This window comes from Cellvibrio zantedeschiae (assembly GCF_014652535.1).
GTDB classification, from domain to species: domain Bacteria; phylum Pseudomonadota; class Gammaproteobacteria; order Pseudomonadales; family Cellvibrionaceae; genus Cellvibrio; species Cellvibrio zantedeschiae.
In genome coordinates this window covers 726,536-740,810 of the sequence record NZ_BMYZ01000002.1, presented here as the reverse complement: position 1 = coordinate 740,810, position 14,275 = coordinate 726,536, and the positions used below count along the sequence as shown (strand labels likewise).

The following is a 14,275-nucleotide window of genomic DNA, read 5'->3' as shown; positions in this document are numbered from 1 at the left end:
TTTTGCCTCTCGCTTTCGAGTTACCCCTGAAGCGAGGCGCGCATATTACGCTATTTTTTCGATTTGTAAACCCTTATTTTCATTCGGTTTTTACAAATTTCGCCGCTCAAGGTTTTTATCCGGAGACCAAAACCGCCTGCTCGGCGAGGGCGCGAACTATAGGCACCCTCCCATTCCAATGCAAGCTTTTTCTGCGCGGATTTTTACTTTAGTTGCGATTTAGAATATTCGCCAACCATAACGAATATTTTTTAAGCAACATCAAACAAGTGATACTTTTTCTTACCCAATTTCACTAAATAGAAGCGCTTGAAAAAAGCTTTTTCAGCAGAGAAGGAAATTGCAGATTGCATGTTGTCGTCAATAGATTTTGCTTCACCATTAATGAAAACCGCATTGCGAACCAAGGCATCTTTAACTTGCTTGCCGGATGACGCCATTTCAACATCAGCCAGAATTTGAGTTAAGGGTATTTCGTCGATATCGGCACGCTGCAATTTAGATGAAGGAAGACCATCCTGTTGTAGCTGTTCGAAATCTGATTCACTTAAACCAGCAAGATCATCACTAAACAATGCCTGGGTGATGCGTTGCGCAGCAAGAAGCCCATCTTCACCATGAACCAAACGGGTCATTTCTTCAGCGAGAATTCGTTGAGCCTCGGGCTTGGCTGCGCGCGCAATATCTTCTGCTTCTATCGCAGCAATTTGGGCGACACTTAAGAAGGTGAAGTAACGCAGGAATTTGTACACATCAGCATCAGCAGTATTAAGCCAGAATTGGTAGAAAGCATAGGGGGAGGTTTTAGACGAATCCAACCACACGGTACCCGTTTCGGTTTTTCCGAACTTGGTGCCATCAGCTTTAGTCACCAAAGGCATAGTCAGACCAAATACATGACCGCCATGCATACGACGAGTGAGATCGATACCGCCGGTGATATTACCCCACTGATCACTACCACCAATTTGCAGGGTGCACTGATTGCGCTCATACAACTCGGCAAAGTCGTATGATTGCAGCAACATATAGGTGAACTCAGTAAAAGAAATACCTTCACCTTCGCGCTCAATACGCTGCTTTACCGATTCCTTATTAATCATATTGTTAATAGAGAAGTGCTTGCCCACATCGCGCAGGAAGCTAAGTACATCAACCTTACCGACCCAATCAAGGTTGTTTACAACATCCGCCGAGATGGCACCCTTATCGAAATCAATAAAACGGGAAACCTGGGTGCGCAACTTATCAACCCATGATGCAACCACATCTGGTGTATTCAACTTGCGCTCTTGTGCTTTGAAACTGGGATCTCCAATCAGACCTGTTGCACCACCAACTAAAGCGATTGGTTTGTGGCCGGCCAGCTGGAAGCGCTTGAGCATTAACAAAGGAACGAGACTGCCTATATGGAGACTATCGGCAGTTGGGTCGAAGCCACAATAAAGGGTGCGACTTGCAGAATTGAGATGCTCAGCTAAAGTATCGCCACCAGTTGTCTGTGCGATTAAACCGCGATCTTGCAATTCTTGCAGGAAATTCGTGTCAATTGTCGTCATAAATCACCGATAAACAGCCTTAGAACCAAAAAAGCAGAGCACCATACCGGATGTTGTGTAGAAATCACACCCCATACATAGACAAGTTACAAAATATGAATTTTAAAGGTGTCTTTAAAAATTTTTTCTGCTATAAATATCTGTCTGATAACGAACATATGCCGAGTTAGCCTTTTAGTTATGCATCCAATAATAAAAACCTCTAAGAAAGTGCTATGCACCGCTTTAGAACAACTCCCGCGTGGCCATTTGGTTGCGGCGAGTTCTTTGGTTGCAAGCTTATTGGTCATATTGGCGTTAAATCCAGAACAACCTCTTCCGCAAGAATCCTTTGAAGTTACCACCCAAGATATTATCACCGACACAGAATTAGCTGATTCGCTGCCTGATACAAGTCTTCTCCTGGCAAAACCATCAAATCAGACTCTTGCTACAGCCATCAATGGCTTGGCATTTTCAGACATCAATAGCATTCTCAAACCCGAAGCTGCTGTTGCTGCTAAAGAAGCCAAACCGGTCAAGCCAGCCATGCAGGAGCTCACTATCAAGTCAGGTGATAACCTATCCAGCGTATTTGCGCGCATGGGGCTTAATGATCGAGATATTTACGAGCTGTTTGATGGTAATAAAAGTGCTAAAGATTTACGAAGCATAGCGCCGGGACAGAAATTCGAATTTCTAGTGGACACGCAAGGCAAACTGCAAGAACTCAAATACTATAAAAACAATTTAGACTCGCTTAAATTTACCCGCAACGAAACCGGTTTTACCAGCCAACAAATTTCGTTAAAGCCTGAAGTTAAACGCACCTTCCGCGAAGGCACCATCAATAGTTCCCTGTTTTTGGCAGGTAAGCAAGCTGGACTCCCGAATACCCTTACTATGGAACTCGCCAATATTTTTGGCTATGACGTAGACTTTGCGCTCGATATCCAAAAAGGTGACCAATTCAAAGTCCTGTTTGAAGAGCAATATCTCAACAACAAAAAAATCGGTACTGGCGCTATTCTCACTGCCGAATTTACCAATGCTGGCAAAACCTACCGCGCAGTACGCTATACCAATAAAGATGGAGTAACACGCTACTACACCCCTGATGGCAAAGGCTTAAACAAGGCTTTCTTGCGTACACCGGTGGATTTTGTACGTATTAGTTCTGCATTTAGCTTGTCTCGTCTTCACCCAGTATTGAATACCATTCGTGCCCATAAAGGTACTGACTATGCCGCTGCTATAGGTACGCCGATTCGTGCTACCGGTGACGGTAAAGTGATTTTCGCTGGCCGCCAAGGCGGTTACGGCAACCTGATTGTTATCCAGCATGGTCAAGGTTACGAAACCCGTTATGGCCATATGAATAGTTTTGCGAAAGGTATCTCTACCGGTTCACGCGTTAGCCAAGGCCAAGTGATTGGTGCTGTAGGTAAAACAGGTTTGGCGAGCGGCCCGCACTTGCACTATGAATTCCACGTCAATGGACAGGTACGCAACCCTGTTACCGTACAACTGCCACAATCTATGGGCATTGCCTCCAACGAAAAAGATCGCTTCAATTCAGCAACCCAAACCTTGGTTGCGCAATTGCAAAGCTCTGAGCGCAATAGCCGCTTGGCCTTGGGCGAGACCAAAACTAAATCCAACTAATGAGCACTGAGTATTATCTTGGTCTTATGTCTGGCACCAGTGCTGATGCCGTAGATCTAGCGCTGGTCGATTTTGCAAACAACCAAGTCCAACTTGCCGCAACCCATTCCCTGCCTTTACCTTCCGATATTCGCCAGCAGATTCACCATCTTGGCAACCCCGCTGATAATGAAATTGATCGTATGGGCGAGTTAGATCGTCAATTGGGCGAAATTTTTGCGGATTCAATTAATCAGCTGTTAAGCACAACAGGCATTAGCCCAAACCAAATTCTGGCGATTGGCAGCCACGGCCAAACGATTCGCCATCGTCCTCCCGGCACAGTGAAATATCCGTTTACCTTGCAAATTGGCGACCCTAATACCATCGCAGAACGTACCGGCATTACCACGGTTGCGGATTTCCGCCGTCGCGATATGGCAGCTGGTGGCCAAGGTGCGCCGCTTGTGCCGGCCTTTCATCAGGCAATTTTCCAGAAACCAAATATAGATCGAGCTGTAGTGAACATCGGCGGCATGGCCAACATCACCTGGCTACCACGCTCGGGGAAAACGCTTGGTTTCGATACCGGCCCCGGCAACGTGCTTATGGATGCCTGGATATTGAAAAATCTGGGAAAAAGCTACGATGCCAATGGCGATTGGGCTGCGTCAGGACAAGTAAATAAAGAACTTCTGGAAGATTTTCTAGCCCATCCTTTTTTTGCGCAGACACCCCCAAAAAGTACCGGGCGCGAGGCATTTAATCTGGCTTGGTTGGATAATCGATTGGCTCAAAAGACGCTTTCACCTGCTGATATCCAGGCAACACTGCTTGCGCTGACGGCTGAGTCTATCGCCAAGGACATCAAGCATTTGACGACATCCGCCTGTGAGGTGTTCATCTGCGGCGGCGGTGCCTATAACCTGAAATTGATGGCGGAGCTTGCCCAGCGGCTGCCGCAGGCCACAGTCGCAAGTACCGCGGCTTTGGGAATTGCACCACAATGGATTGAGGCTATGGCTTTTGCTTGGCTCGCTTACCAGACCATGAACCGCAAGCACGGCAACCTGAGTGCCGTGACCGGCGCTAAACGTGAAGTGGTATTAGGGGGAGTTTATTTCGCGTGAATTCTAACTACCTAGTTATTGAAGTCTTGCGAATTTAGATAGAGAAGGATGAACCGCAACCGCAAGTACTGGATGCATTGGGGTTTTGGATAACAAATTTCGAGCCTTGCAAGCCCTCTTCGTAATCCACTTTGGCACCTACCAGATAGGGATAGCTCATAGCGTCCACCACCACTTTCACGCCATCTTTTTCAACAATTGAATCGTCATCGGCAACGGCTTCATCGAAGGTAAAGCCATATTGGAAGCCAGAGCAACCACCACCCGTCACGTAAACACGCAGCTTGAGATCAGGATTATCCTCTTCCTCCACCAGGCTTTTCACCTTGGCAACGGCGCTATCCGTCACATAGACAACTTGAGGAACAAAAATTTCTGCGGTGGTCATCAACAACTCCAAAAAACGAATACTGCGTCGGTAATTATCCCTTTACCCGACTAAATTAGTCAACTATTAACAAGGTCCGGGTTACCGGCTTTAATAAACTCAACCTGAGGTTCACGGCTGGAAGCTTGTGCTTTAACGGTGGAGTACATCTGACCTATAAGCTGCGCGCCCTTTACCATCTCAATGGATTGATAATGGATTGAGCCTTCGACTACAGCTTTGGCAGCCAGTTCGAGATGCTTACTCGAATAGATAGTACCGCGCACATGACCATTGATAATGGCATTGGACGCATGGATTTCACCCTCAACCAAACCAGTCTCAGTCACGATCAACTTGGCGGGCTTGCCCTCTTCGGTATAAATATTTCCCTTGAGCGTGCCTTCAAGATAAAAGTCGCCACTGAAATAAATATTGCCCACCACCTTGGTCGCTGCGCAAAGCAGTGAGTGATGGCTGGCAAATGCCTTTTTCTTTTTGGAGATAAGCATAGTGACCTCTCTAGTTAAAGTTGGGCTCTAGGTTGTGCTCTATTTAGGTTCAAAGACCGAGACCGGCCAATCCAGTTCAGCCGTAATCAGCGGTGGCGCTTTCTTATCCATAGCCTTAACCACTAACTCCACACTTTGTGGCGTGAAATCAGCAGGTAAAGTCATATCACCTTCCAGGGTTTGGAAATATTTAAAATTGAGTGGAATGCTGGGCGCGGTAACTTGCGATGACACCTGATAAAGCGACAGCTGCAAACTCTTGCCACCCTGCTGGCCAATAATCCTGAACTCAAGTGAACCAGCAAAATCGGTCTCTTTAGTGGAAAGCTTTTGCACTGTCAGGCTATAGCTGAAATGGCCTTTTTCCTTGAGGGGCAAGACCGTAAACACACCAAAGCTTATGCCTAGCGGATTGGTTTTAACGCTGGGCGACAACAAGTCTTTATACACTTTTAAATCGCGTTCGGAAGCGTTGAGCTGCGCCTTTTGGGTCATCACTACTTGACGTAAATCTTCCATGGATTGGCGATCTATCTCCGCGCTAGTGCGCAACTGGGTCAGCTCTTGGGTTAGCTTGTTGGTAGCTTGTTCTTGCTGGTTATTGTGCGAGTTCTCCTGAGCCTGATACTTCTGCTCAATCGAATGAATGCCAAAAAGGTAGCTGGCATAAACACTCAACACAAACACCAACAGCAGCAGACCAACGCGCAACGCGCGAGCCAGCGGGCTATGGGGAATAATTCGCATAGGTGTGACTTTGCTACCTTTAACTGCCACGCGATCACCTTAATGAAGAGCCAATCTTATTGTTAAAATGTAAAAGGGCGATAAATCGCCCTTTTTTACCACTAGCGACTGAAATTACGGCAGCAATGCAACCACATTCAGCCCTGCCGTCTCTTCAAAACCAAACATGATGTTCATGTTTTGGATCGCTTGGCCAGACGCACCCTTGGTCAGGTTATCAATAACCGACAAGACCACAACAGTATCGCGATTTTGTGGGCGCAACACTGAAATGCGGCAAACATTTGAGCCTTTTACACTTCGCGTTTGTGGCAACACGCCTGCAGGCAATACATCCACAAATGGCTCATTGGCGTAACGGGCTTCGTAAAGCGCCTGCAAATCAGGCAAGTTCTCTACATTCAAGGCTGTTGCATAGAGCGTGGCATGAATGCCGCGAATCATGGGCAACAAATGTGGAACAAAGGTCAAACCAACAGGTGCTACGCCTGCGGGTTGGATATCACGCAAGCCCTGCTCAATCTCTGGTAAGTGGCGATGGCCGGCAACGCCGTAGGCTTTAAAGCTATCCATAATTTCAGTAAGCAGGTTATCAATTTTGCCCTGACGCCCTGCACCACTTGCACCACTCGCTGCGTTAGCGATCAAACGAGTTGGGTCGACCAAATTGTTTTCCAGCAAAGGTAAGAAGCCCAACTGGGTTGCAGTCGGGTAGCAGCCCGGGCAAGCAATCAATTTAGCGGTTTTGATAGCGTCGCGGTTTACTTCTGGTAGGCCGTAAACAGCTTGGGCGACCAACTCTGGGGCGCCGTGGGGCTGGTTGTACCATTTCTCCCACAGCTGAACATCGCGGATACGGAAGTCAGCAGAGAGGTCGATAATACGGGTTTTGGTCGCCATCAAGGCTGGCATCATGTTTTGCGCTACACCGTGCGGCGTGGCGAAGAACACCACATCCAGCTCGCCCAACACAGCTACATCAGGCTCGGTAAACGCCAAATCAATATGACCGCGCAAGCTTGGGTACATATCTGCCACTTTCACGCCGGCTTCTGCACGCGACGTAATCACAGCCACCTCAACCTGAGGATGATTGACCAACAACCGCAGCAACTCGACTCCGGTGTAACCTGTACCGCCAACAATACCTGCCTTAATCACTTGCAACCCCTTAATTTACTTGAATCTATTTGCGCGCATTTCATACCGCGCGCTATTTGCATAACGATAAATCTTTGGGCTATGGTGGGAGCCCAAAATAGCGCTCTATGATAAGAGCCTTAACGCCAAACCGAAAGCAAAAATATGAGCCAAATGACGCCACCCGAGACATCCCCCTCGCTAAAACACCGTTGGCACTTGGCCAGCGAGGGTTGGCGCGACCAATTGTCGGGTTTGGACGCACTCCCCCAACTCACCATCCTCGGGCTTTTGACCGGGATTTTGGCGGGAATAGTGATTGTTATTTTCCGCTTGCTGGTCGAAACCCCACTCTCTATAGGATTGCCCGGCCACAGCGAAAACTTTGAAGGCCTAAGTAGCACATGGCATTTCTGGCTGCCCTTTTTAGGAGCCACAGCCTTCGGATTAGTTCTGCAGATGGTCGATAAAAAACATTACACCGCGAGTGTTGGCCATGTAATCGACCGAATCCACAACCATCAAGCGCGCTTGCCCTTGGGCAACTTTATCAACCAACTCTTTGGCGGGGCCTGGTGTTTAGTGACCGGGCAGTCTGTAGGCCGCGAAGGCCCTGCGGTACATTTAGGTGCGGGCAGCGGTAGTTTACTCGGCCAATGGCTGAATCTGCCCAATAACAGTTTGCGTTCATTAGTGGGTTGCGGTGTGGCAGCAGCCATTGCGGCGTGCTTCAACACCCCCTTGGCTGGTGTTATTTTCGCCATGGAAGTTGTGGTCATGGAGTACAGCATCACCGGGTTTATTCCGGTGATTCTCGCGGCGGTCGCCGGCACCATCATCAACCAGCTTGTCTTTGGTTTCTCAACCGTTTTCCATCCGCCGCAAGTCGCACTCAAAAGCTTGTTTGAGCTGCCATTTATGGCACTGGCCGGATTTATAGTCGCCGCATTTGCTGCATTGTTTATTCGCTTACAGGAAGCGTCCTGCCGTTTATCAATCGGCCGCTCCATAGCACTGCGCTTTGCTATAGCGGGATTGATTGCCGGTTGCGCATCCATCTTCGCCCCCCAAATTATGGGCGTCGGCTACGACACTATTGATAGCGCCCTTGCGGGCAATATGGGGCTTTGGCTGTTGTTGGGTATTCTGGCGGCCAAGTTATTGGTCACAGGTGTAAGCCTGGGTGTGGGAATGCCGGGTGGTGTGATTGGCCCCCTATTATTTATGGGCGCCTGCGTGGGCGGCGCAGTGGGGATCATTGCCCAGATGATCATGCCCGATTCTGCCAGCGCTATCGGTTTTTACGTGCTGCTGGGAATGGGCGCAATGATGGGTGCCGTATTAAACGCACCACTCGCCGCCATGATGGCAATTTTAGAACTGACCTATAACCCCAACGTTATTTTCCCCAGCATGCTAGTCGTTGTAGTTGCCTGCCTCACAACGCGCTGGGCGTTTAAGTGCGAAGGTTTGTACCAAACTTTACTCGCCGTTCACGGCAAAAAAAGCAGCCTCACCGCACACGAACAATTATTAAGCAGCACGGGCGCGCGCAGCTTGGTTGATAGAAAAATCAAAATTTGTTCCGCCCAAACAACGGCATTACAAGCTCGAGAATTACTTGCAGTGCATCCGCATTGGATTGTTTTACTTGAACAAAAACTCTTATTACATCCAACAGACCTGGCAAATTATCTCAGCGACAACGCCGCTCCCGCTGATACACTGCTAGACCTATTAGCAATTCCCGCGCGTCGGTTGAATATGATTGAGCTGGAAGACCACACCAATCTGTATCAAGCCTTGATCAACATGAACAATGCGCAGGTGGATGCAGCTTTTATCAAGAGTTCGCAATCATCCGGTTTAGGGGTGATAACTCGCGAGAGTATTAACAATTTCTACAAGCTTTAATGTGGCAGTTTTTACTATGACATTTCTTTGGATCAAAGCATTTCACATTGTCGCCGTTATCGCCTGGTTTGCGGCGATCTTTTATTTGCCGCGATTATTTGTGTATCACACATTAAGCGAAGACGAAGTCAGTCGCGAACGCTTTAAAATTATGGAGCGCAAATTATTACGCGCAATCGCTAACCCCGCACGCAGCGTAGTTTTTATTTTGGGCGCATGGATGAGTTATTTAAACTGGGATTATTACTCCCACGCCAAATGGTATTGGTGCAAATTAGCCCTGGTTGCCTTAGTCAGCATCTATCACGATATGTGTGCCTATTACGGAAAGCAGTTGCGGGAAGACAGATGTACCAAGAGCGATAAGTTTTTTCGTATCTTTAACGAAATCCCCGTGTTTTTATTAGTTGGGATTGTGATTATGGTTGTGGTTCGGCCTTTTTAATTTTTTCAAATCGTACGTATTTATTAAATGAATTACCTCTACGCTATTACCGACTCAACACTCATGCCAGGCGAAGCATTATTTACTGGTGTTGAATCAGCATTAAAAGGCGGTTGCATGCTTGTGCAGTATCGCGACAAATCAAATGACGCTGCGAAACGTTTGCATGATGCAACTCATTTATTAAACGTGTGCAACCAATATAACGCACAGCTGATTATTAATGATGACGTACAACTCGCCCATCAAATAAAAGCTCACGGCGTACATTTGGGCCAAGGTGATGGCGACGTAAAAGCAGCGCGCACATTATTAGGTGAAGCGGCTGTCATAGGCGTAACCTGTCACAACTCATTGGCGTTGGCAGAAAAAGCAATTGCCGACGGTGCAACTTATATTGCGTTCGGGCGTTTTTTTTCATCCAATACAAAACCCGATGCCCGTCCTGCCCCATTAGGATTACTAACGGAAGCAAAAAAACAATTTCCTAATACCATGATTGCCGCTATAGGTGGAATCACCCACGAAAATGCAGCCTCAGTTACAGATGCTGGCGCCAATCTAATTGCTGTCTGCCACAGCTTATTTGCCGCACAAGATATAGAAGCACAAGCAAAATTATTTATTGAACGCATTTAATTTCACAGGATTTAACCATGTCTCGCTCCGAAGAATTATTTTCCCAAGCACAGCATTACATTCCCGGTGGTGTTAACTCACCCGTACGCGCTTTTCGCTCCGTCGGTGGCACACCAATATTTTTTGAAAAAGCGCAAGGTGCTTATGTATGGGATGCCGATGGAAAACGCTACGTTGATTATGTGCAATCCTGGGGACCAATGGTGCTCGGTCACGCCCACCCGGAAGTCATTAATGCTGTTATTGAAACAGCGAAATTTGGTTTAAGTTTTGGTGCGCCAACTGAACGAGAAACAACACTGGCAGAAAAACTGTGCTCGCTTATTCCCAATATGGACATGGTACGTTTTGTTAGTTCAGGCACAGAAGCAACCATGAGCGCAATTCGTTTGGCACGCGCATTTACCAAACGCGACAAAATTGTAAAATTTGAAGGCTGCTACCACGGCCACTCAGATTCTTTGCTAATTAAGGCAGGCTCAGGCGCACTCACCTTAGGTGTACCCAGTTCGCCCGGAGTACCCGCCGTTTTGGCAGAGCACACAATCACTCTTGACTACAACAACATCCAGCAAGTACGCAATTATTTTTCCAATCATGGCAATGAAATTGCCTGCATTATTGTCGAGCCAGTAGTAGGCAATATGAACTGCGTGCCACCTATTCCCGGATTTTTAGAATGCTTGCGTGAAGTGTGTGATCAATCTGGCGCCTTGTTAATTTTCGATGAAGTGATGACCGGTTTCCGCGTCGGCCACAAAGGTGCGCAAGCTCACTACAATATCAAAGCCGATATTATTACTTTAGGCAAAGTGATTGGCGGTGGAATGCCGGTTGGCGCATTTGGTGGACGTCGCGATGTTATGCAAATGATTGCTCCGTCCGGCCCGGTTTATCAGGCGGGCACCTTGTCGGGCAACCCGGTTGCTATGGCTGCTGGATTAAAAACATTAGAGCTATTAGAGCAATCTGACTTCTATAAAAACCTGAGCGCACGTACCACACAATTGGTGGAAGGTTTACAAAAACTGGCCGATGAAGCAGGCATCCCCTTTACAACAAATCACGTGGGCAGCATGTTTGGTTTCTTTTTTACCAGCGAGAAAAAAATTACCAACTTCAAACAGGTTATGGCTTGTGATATCCCACTCTTCAATAAATTTTTCCACGGATTACTAAAACGTGGCGTGTATTTAGCGCCCGCCTCTTATGAAGCAGGCTTTATGTCTGGCGCACATACTGACGAAGACATCCAAAACACCCTGCAAGCAGCTAAAGAAGTTTTTGCTGAACTTATCGCTGGCTAACCTAAAGCCATAAGTTTGTCATAATTTTCTTGTATGTTAACCGCAAAAAATAAGGGAGTATTTTTTGCGGTTTTATAAAAAATAATTTAAATACCAAAAAACTATTTAAAAACGATTAAAGCGCTAATAAGCTTTTTATTATTCTTAAATGCGTATAAACAAAAAAATTACCATTTCAAAATATTGCTATTTACCAACGTCTATTTAACTCCTTCCGCACAAATATCTCTTACACTTGTAGTTGCTTCTGATCCAATTCCGATACCTTTTTTACAGGATGATTTTATTAAGACGTGGGGGATACCATGTTTAAGAAAAAAGAATCAACTCGTTTAGGTGAGATTCTCGTCAGCAAAGGACTTATTACACCTGAACAGCTGGCGATAGCCACCCATGAACAAACCAAACGAAATCGCTTATTTAACGTAACCGATGCAAAAGCGCCAAAAGGCGTAATGATCGGTGAGATTTTGGTTGAATTTGGGTTTATTGATCAACTCGAATTAAAACGCGGACTGAACTGGCAACAGCGTTTACGCCATGTATCCATCGCAATGGCGTTATGCGCTCCATTTATGGTTTTTGCACCAACGGGTGCGAGTGCACAAACCGTTTCATCCTCCTCAAAGAGCAGTAGCGCGTCAACAAATTTCAATCCAGTTATCATTCAAGCCGAAAACTACGCAACCATGGGGGGAGTCTGGAATGAATCTACCACTGACGTGGGAGGGGGCAAGGACACCGGCAATATAGATACGGCTGATTGGATGTCGTATACAAATTCACCGGTTGATATTCCAGCTACAGGAACCTATAAAATCACTTATCGCGTAGCTAGCTTAAATAAAGCTGGCATTTTAGCGTTGAAAGAGGCAAGCACTGAAGCAATCCTGGATACAGTTCCACTCCCTATAACAGGAGGTTGGCAAACTTGGGTTGACGTGACTAGAACGGTTACCTTAGCGCAAGGTAGTCATAGCTTTAAGCTCGTAGCAATAGCGGGAGGATTTAATCTTAACTGGTTTAAAATTGAGCTGGTGAGCGCGTCAACAGTATCGTCGAGCGCGGCCTCATCTACAGCACCAAGTGCCACCAGCAGTACCGCCTCCTCCATCAGTTCTGTCCCTAGCAGCACGGCATCGTCAGCCAGCTCAAAAACAAGTAGCGCCGCGTCATCTATAAGCTCAAATATTAATACCGCTACGTCATCCACAAGTTCAAACACTAGTACCGCTGCGTCATCCACAAGTTCTAGTACAGCAAGTGTAGCCAGCGTGCCGCCATGGATAATTGAGGCTGAAAATTATACAAGTATGAGTGGCGTCTGGAATGAACCGACAGCTGACGTTGGCGGAGGAAAAGATACAGGCAATATAGATACAGGCGACTGGATGTCTTATGCGAACACCAAAGTTAACATTCCCACTACGGGCCTTTATAAAATAACTATGCGAGTCGCAAGTCCAAATTCAACCGGGCGTCTTGCGCTCAAGGAATCTGGCACAGAGGCAACATTAGATACCATATCTATTCCCCTCACCGGCGGTTGGCAAACGTGGACCGATGTAACACGGACAGTATCTTTAACCCAAGGTGCACACAGCTTTAAACTTCTTGCAGAAGTAGGTGGGTTCAATATTAATTGGTTTAAAATCGAACCAATTGCATCCCAAACAGCACTCACGATTCAAGCTGAAAACTATTCCGCTATGAAAGGAGTTTGGAACGAATCGACAACTGATGTTGGCGGTGGCCAAGACACCGGTAACATTGATGCTCTGGATTGGATGGTTTACTACAACGTGGACGTATCAATTCCTACAACGGGAAATTATAAAATCACCTATAGAGTCGCTAGCCCTAATGGAGGAGGAAGCTTTACCCTAAGCGAAGCAGGAACAACCAAAATTTACGACACCATTCCTGTGGCTAAAACGGGAGGCTGGCAACAATGGGCAAATGTAGAACGCGTAATCCAACTTCCTGCCGGAAAACATAATTTCGGTATTAACGCGATTATCGGAGGATTTAACCTAAATTGGTTTAAAATTGAACCCGTAACAAGCACGGCCTCCTCCAGTTCACAAGCCTCATCTGCAGCATCAAGCATAAGCACATCCACCCCGGCAAGCTCTTCGAGCTCATCAAGCTCATCTCCATCCACCGTTACAAGCTCAAGTAGTTCATCCCCAACTACCACCAACGTCGCCGTTACGGTGAAGGGTCCAGTGGGATTAAGTTGGGATGCGCCTAGTCAGCGAGAAAACGGCAATCTTCTAGACATTACAGAAGTAGGGGGTTATGAAATTCGGTATAAGTTAGCGAGCGCCGCCAGTTACACCTACATCACAATTAATGATGCTTGGACTAGCCAATACAATTTCACTTGGCTGGAGGGAGACTATATCTTTCAAATCGCGGCATTTGATAAAAATGGGATATACAGCAACTTTGTCGATATTCGTCCAAAGTGATTTGATCAAGTCATCTGAGTTAGCTAGTCAAGTTTAAGGCAAAAAAAAGCGGGCCTCTCGGCCCGCCAAACGTGCAACCCCGTTAGGGATTCTTTTGAGGTCTTGGGGTACACCCAAGCTTTAACTGTTGGTCGCCTTCGCGGCCAATATCAATTCTGGAAGATCACTCATTTGCAACATAAACCGCTCGCTGGCATTTCAGTGCGATCTGTTTGCGCAACCATATCTTAATAAAAAAACGAGCCGTAATAACTTCCTGTTGCCAAGCCCGTTAATCGTTACAATTTCCTTAATAGCAACGTGTATTTCGACTTAAAAAGTTAGTCAATTTACAAGGGGAAGTCATACAAAACACTTAGCCAACAATATTGCACGAATACAATGATTGCGCTAACAGGACAATATCAAAAAAAAGCAC

At 46.6% G+C, this 14,275-nt stretch carries 12 protein-coding genes; 7 read left to right on the top strand and 5 right to left on the bottom strand.

Features of this window, described 5'->3' with window-relative positions:
* Positions 1-251: 251 nt before the first annotated feature.
* The gene (gene tyrS, locus IE104_RS14110; protein WP_189419599.1) at positions 252-1,559 is read right to left on the bottom strand and encodes a tyrosine--tRNA ligase; all 1,308 of its coding nucleotides are present in this window, start codon (positions 1,557-1,559) and stop codon (positions 252-254) included.
* A gap of 180 nt (positions 1,560-1,739) precedes the next feature.
* On the opposite strand from tyrS, the gene IE104_RS14105 reads away from it, so the two are divergent.
* Positions 1,740-3,203, top strand: coding sequence for a peptidoglycan DD-metalloendopeptidase family protein (locus IE104_RS14105; RefSeq protein ID WP_189419597.1), 1,464 nt, complete (start codon positions 1,740-1,742; stop codon positions 3,201-3,203).
* Complete coding sequence (locus IE104_RS14100) at positions 3,203-4,312, top strand: anhydro-N-acetylmuramic acid kinase (RefSeq protein ID WP_189419596.1); 1,110 nt, start codon at positions 3,203-3,205, stop codon at positions 4,310-4,312. The genes IE104_RS14105 and IE104_RS14100 overlap by 1 nt, the downstream gene beginning before the upstream one ends.
* A 34-nt stretch (positions 4,313-4,346) precedes the next feature.
* Here IE104_RS14100 and erpA read toward each other — a convergent pair whose 3' ends face one another.
* The 4 genes from erpA to argC all read right to left on the bottom strand — a co-directional run bounded on the left by erpA (position 4,347) and on the right by argC (position 7,099).
* Positions 4,347-4,700 (bottom strand): iron-sulfur cluster insertion protein ErpA, encoded by a 354-nt coding sequence (gene erpA / locus IE104_RS14095; RefSeq protein WP_189419594.1) that lies wholly within the window; start codon positions 4,698-4,700, stop codon positions 4,347-4,349.
* A gap of 59 nt (positions 4,701-4,759) precedes the next feature.
* Entirely contained in the window at positions 4,760-5,191 is a 432-nt protein-coding gene (locus IE104_RS14090) for a bactofilin family protein (protein WP_189419592.1), read from the bottom strand.
* Between the two features lie 39 nt (positions 5,192-5,230).
* Positions 5,231-5,968 (bottom strand): DUF6776 family protein, encoded by a 738-nt coding sequence (locus IE104_RS14085; RefSeq protein WP_189419591.1) that lies wholly within the window; start codon positions 5,966-5,968, stop codon positions 5,231-5,233.
* Between the two features lie 84 nt (positions 5,969-6,052).
* The gene (gene argC / locus IE104_RS14080) at positions 6,053-7,099 is read right to left on the bottom strand and encodes an N-acetyl-gamma-glutamyl-phosphate reductase (protein ID WP_189419589.1); all 1,047 of its coding nucleotides are present in this window, start codon (positions 7,097-7,099) and stop codon (positions 6,053-6,055) included.
* Positions 7,100-7,243: 144 nt separating this feature from the next.
* Between argC and IE104_RS14075 the strand changes: the two genes are divergently transcribed.
* From IE104_RS14075 to IE104_RS14055, 5 genes are all read left to right on the top strand, one after another.
* A complete protein-coding gene (locus tag IE104_RS14075) occupies positions 7,244-8,992 on the top strand; it encodes a chloride channel protein (protein ID WP_189419587.1) in 1,749 nt (582 codons plus the stop codon).
* 16 nt (positions 8,993-9,008) lie between these two features.
* Positions 9,009-9,437, top strand: a complete 429-nt coding sequence (gene hemJ, locus IE104_RS14070) for a protoporphyrinogen oxidase HemJ (RefSeq protein WP_189419585.1) — start codon at positions 9,009-9,011, stop codon at positions 9,435-9,437.
* Between the two features lie 27 nt (positions 9,438-9,464).
* A complete protein-coding gene (gene thiE / locus IE104_RS14065) occupies positions 9,465-10,076 on the top strand; it encodes a thiamine phosphate synthase (RefSeq protein WP_189419583.1) in 612 nt (203 codons plus the stop codon).
* 17 nt (positions 10,077-10,093) lie between these two features.
* On the top strand, positions 10,094-11,383 hold the full coding sequence (gene hemL, locus IE104_RS14060) for a glutamate-1-semialdehyde 2,1-aminomutase (RefSeq protein WP_189419581.1): 1,290 nt from the start codon (positions 10,094-10,096) through the stop codon (positions 11,381-11,383).
* Positions 11,384-11,688: 305 nt separating this feature from the next.
* Positions 11,689-13,857, top strand: coding sequence for a carbohydrate-binding protein (locus tag IE104_RS14055; RefSeq protein WP_189419579.1), 2,169 nt, complete (start codon positions 11,689-11,691; stop codon positions 13,855-13,857).
* Positions 13,858-14,275 lie beyond the last annotated feature (418 nt).

Coding starts and splice junctions, on each gene's coding strand:
- tyrS (WP_189419599.1), bottom strand. CDS start 1,559: ATGACGACAATTGACACGAATTTCCTGCAAGAATTGCAAGATCGCGGT.
- IE104_RS14105 (WP_189419597.1), top strand. CDS start 1,740: ATGCATCCAATAATAAAAACCTCTAAGAAAGTGCTATGCACCGCTTTA.
- IE104_RS14100 (WP_189419596.1), top strand. CDS start 3,203: ATGAGCACTGAGTATTATCTTGGTCTTATGTCTGGCACCAGTGCTGAT.
- erpA (WP_189419594.1), bottom strand. CDS start 4,700: ATGACCACCGCAGAAATTTTTGTTCCTCAAGTTGTCTATGTGACGGAT.
- IE104_RS14090 (WP_189419592.1), bottom strand. CDS start 5,191: ATGCTTATCTCCAAAAAGAAAAAGGCATTTGCCAGCCATCACTCACTG.
- IE104_RS14075 (WP_189419587.1), top strand. CDS start 7,244: ATGAGCCAAATGACGCCACCCGAGACATCCCCCTCGCTAAAACACCGT.
- hemJ (WP_189419585.1), top strand. CDS start 9,009: ATGACATTTCTTTGGATCAAAGCATTTCACATTGTCGCCGTTATCGCC.
- thiE (WP_189419583.1), top strand. CDS start 9,465: ATGAATTACCTCTACGCTATTACCGACTCAACACTCATGCCAGGCGAA.
- hemL (WP_189419581.1), top strand. CDS start 10,094: ATGTCTCGCTCCGAAGAATTATTTTCCCAAGCACAGCATTACATTCCC.
- IE104_RS14055 (WP_189419579.1), top strand. CDS start 11,689: ATGTTTAAGAAAAAAGAATCAACTCGTTTAGGTGAGATTCTCGTCAGC.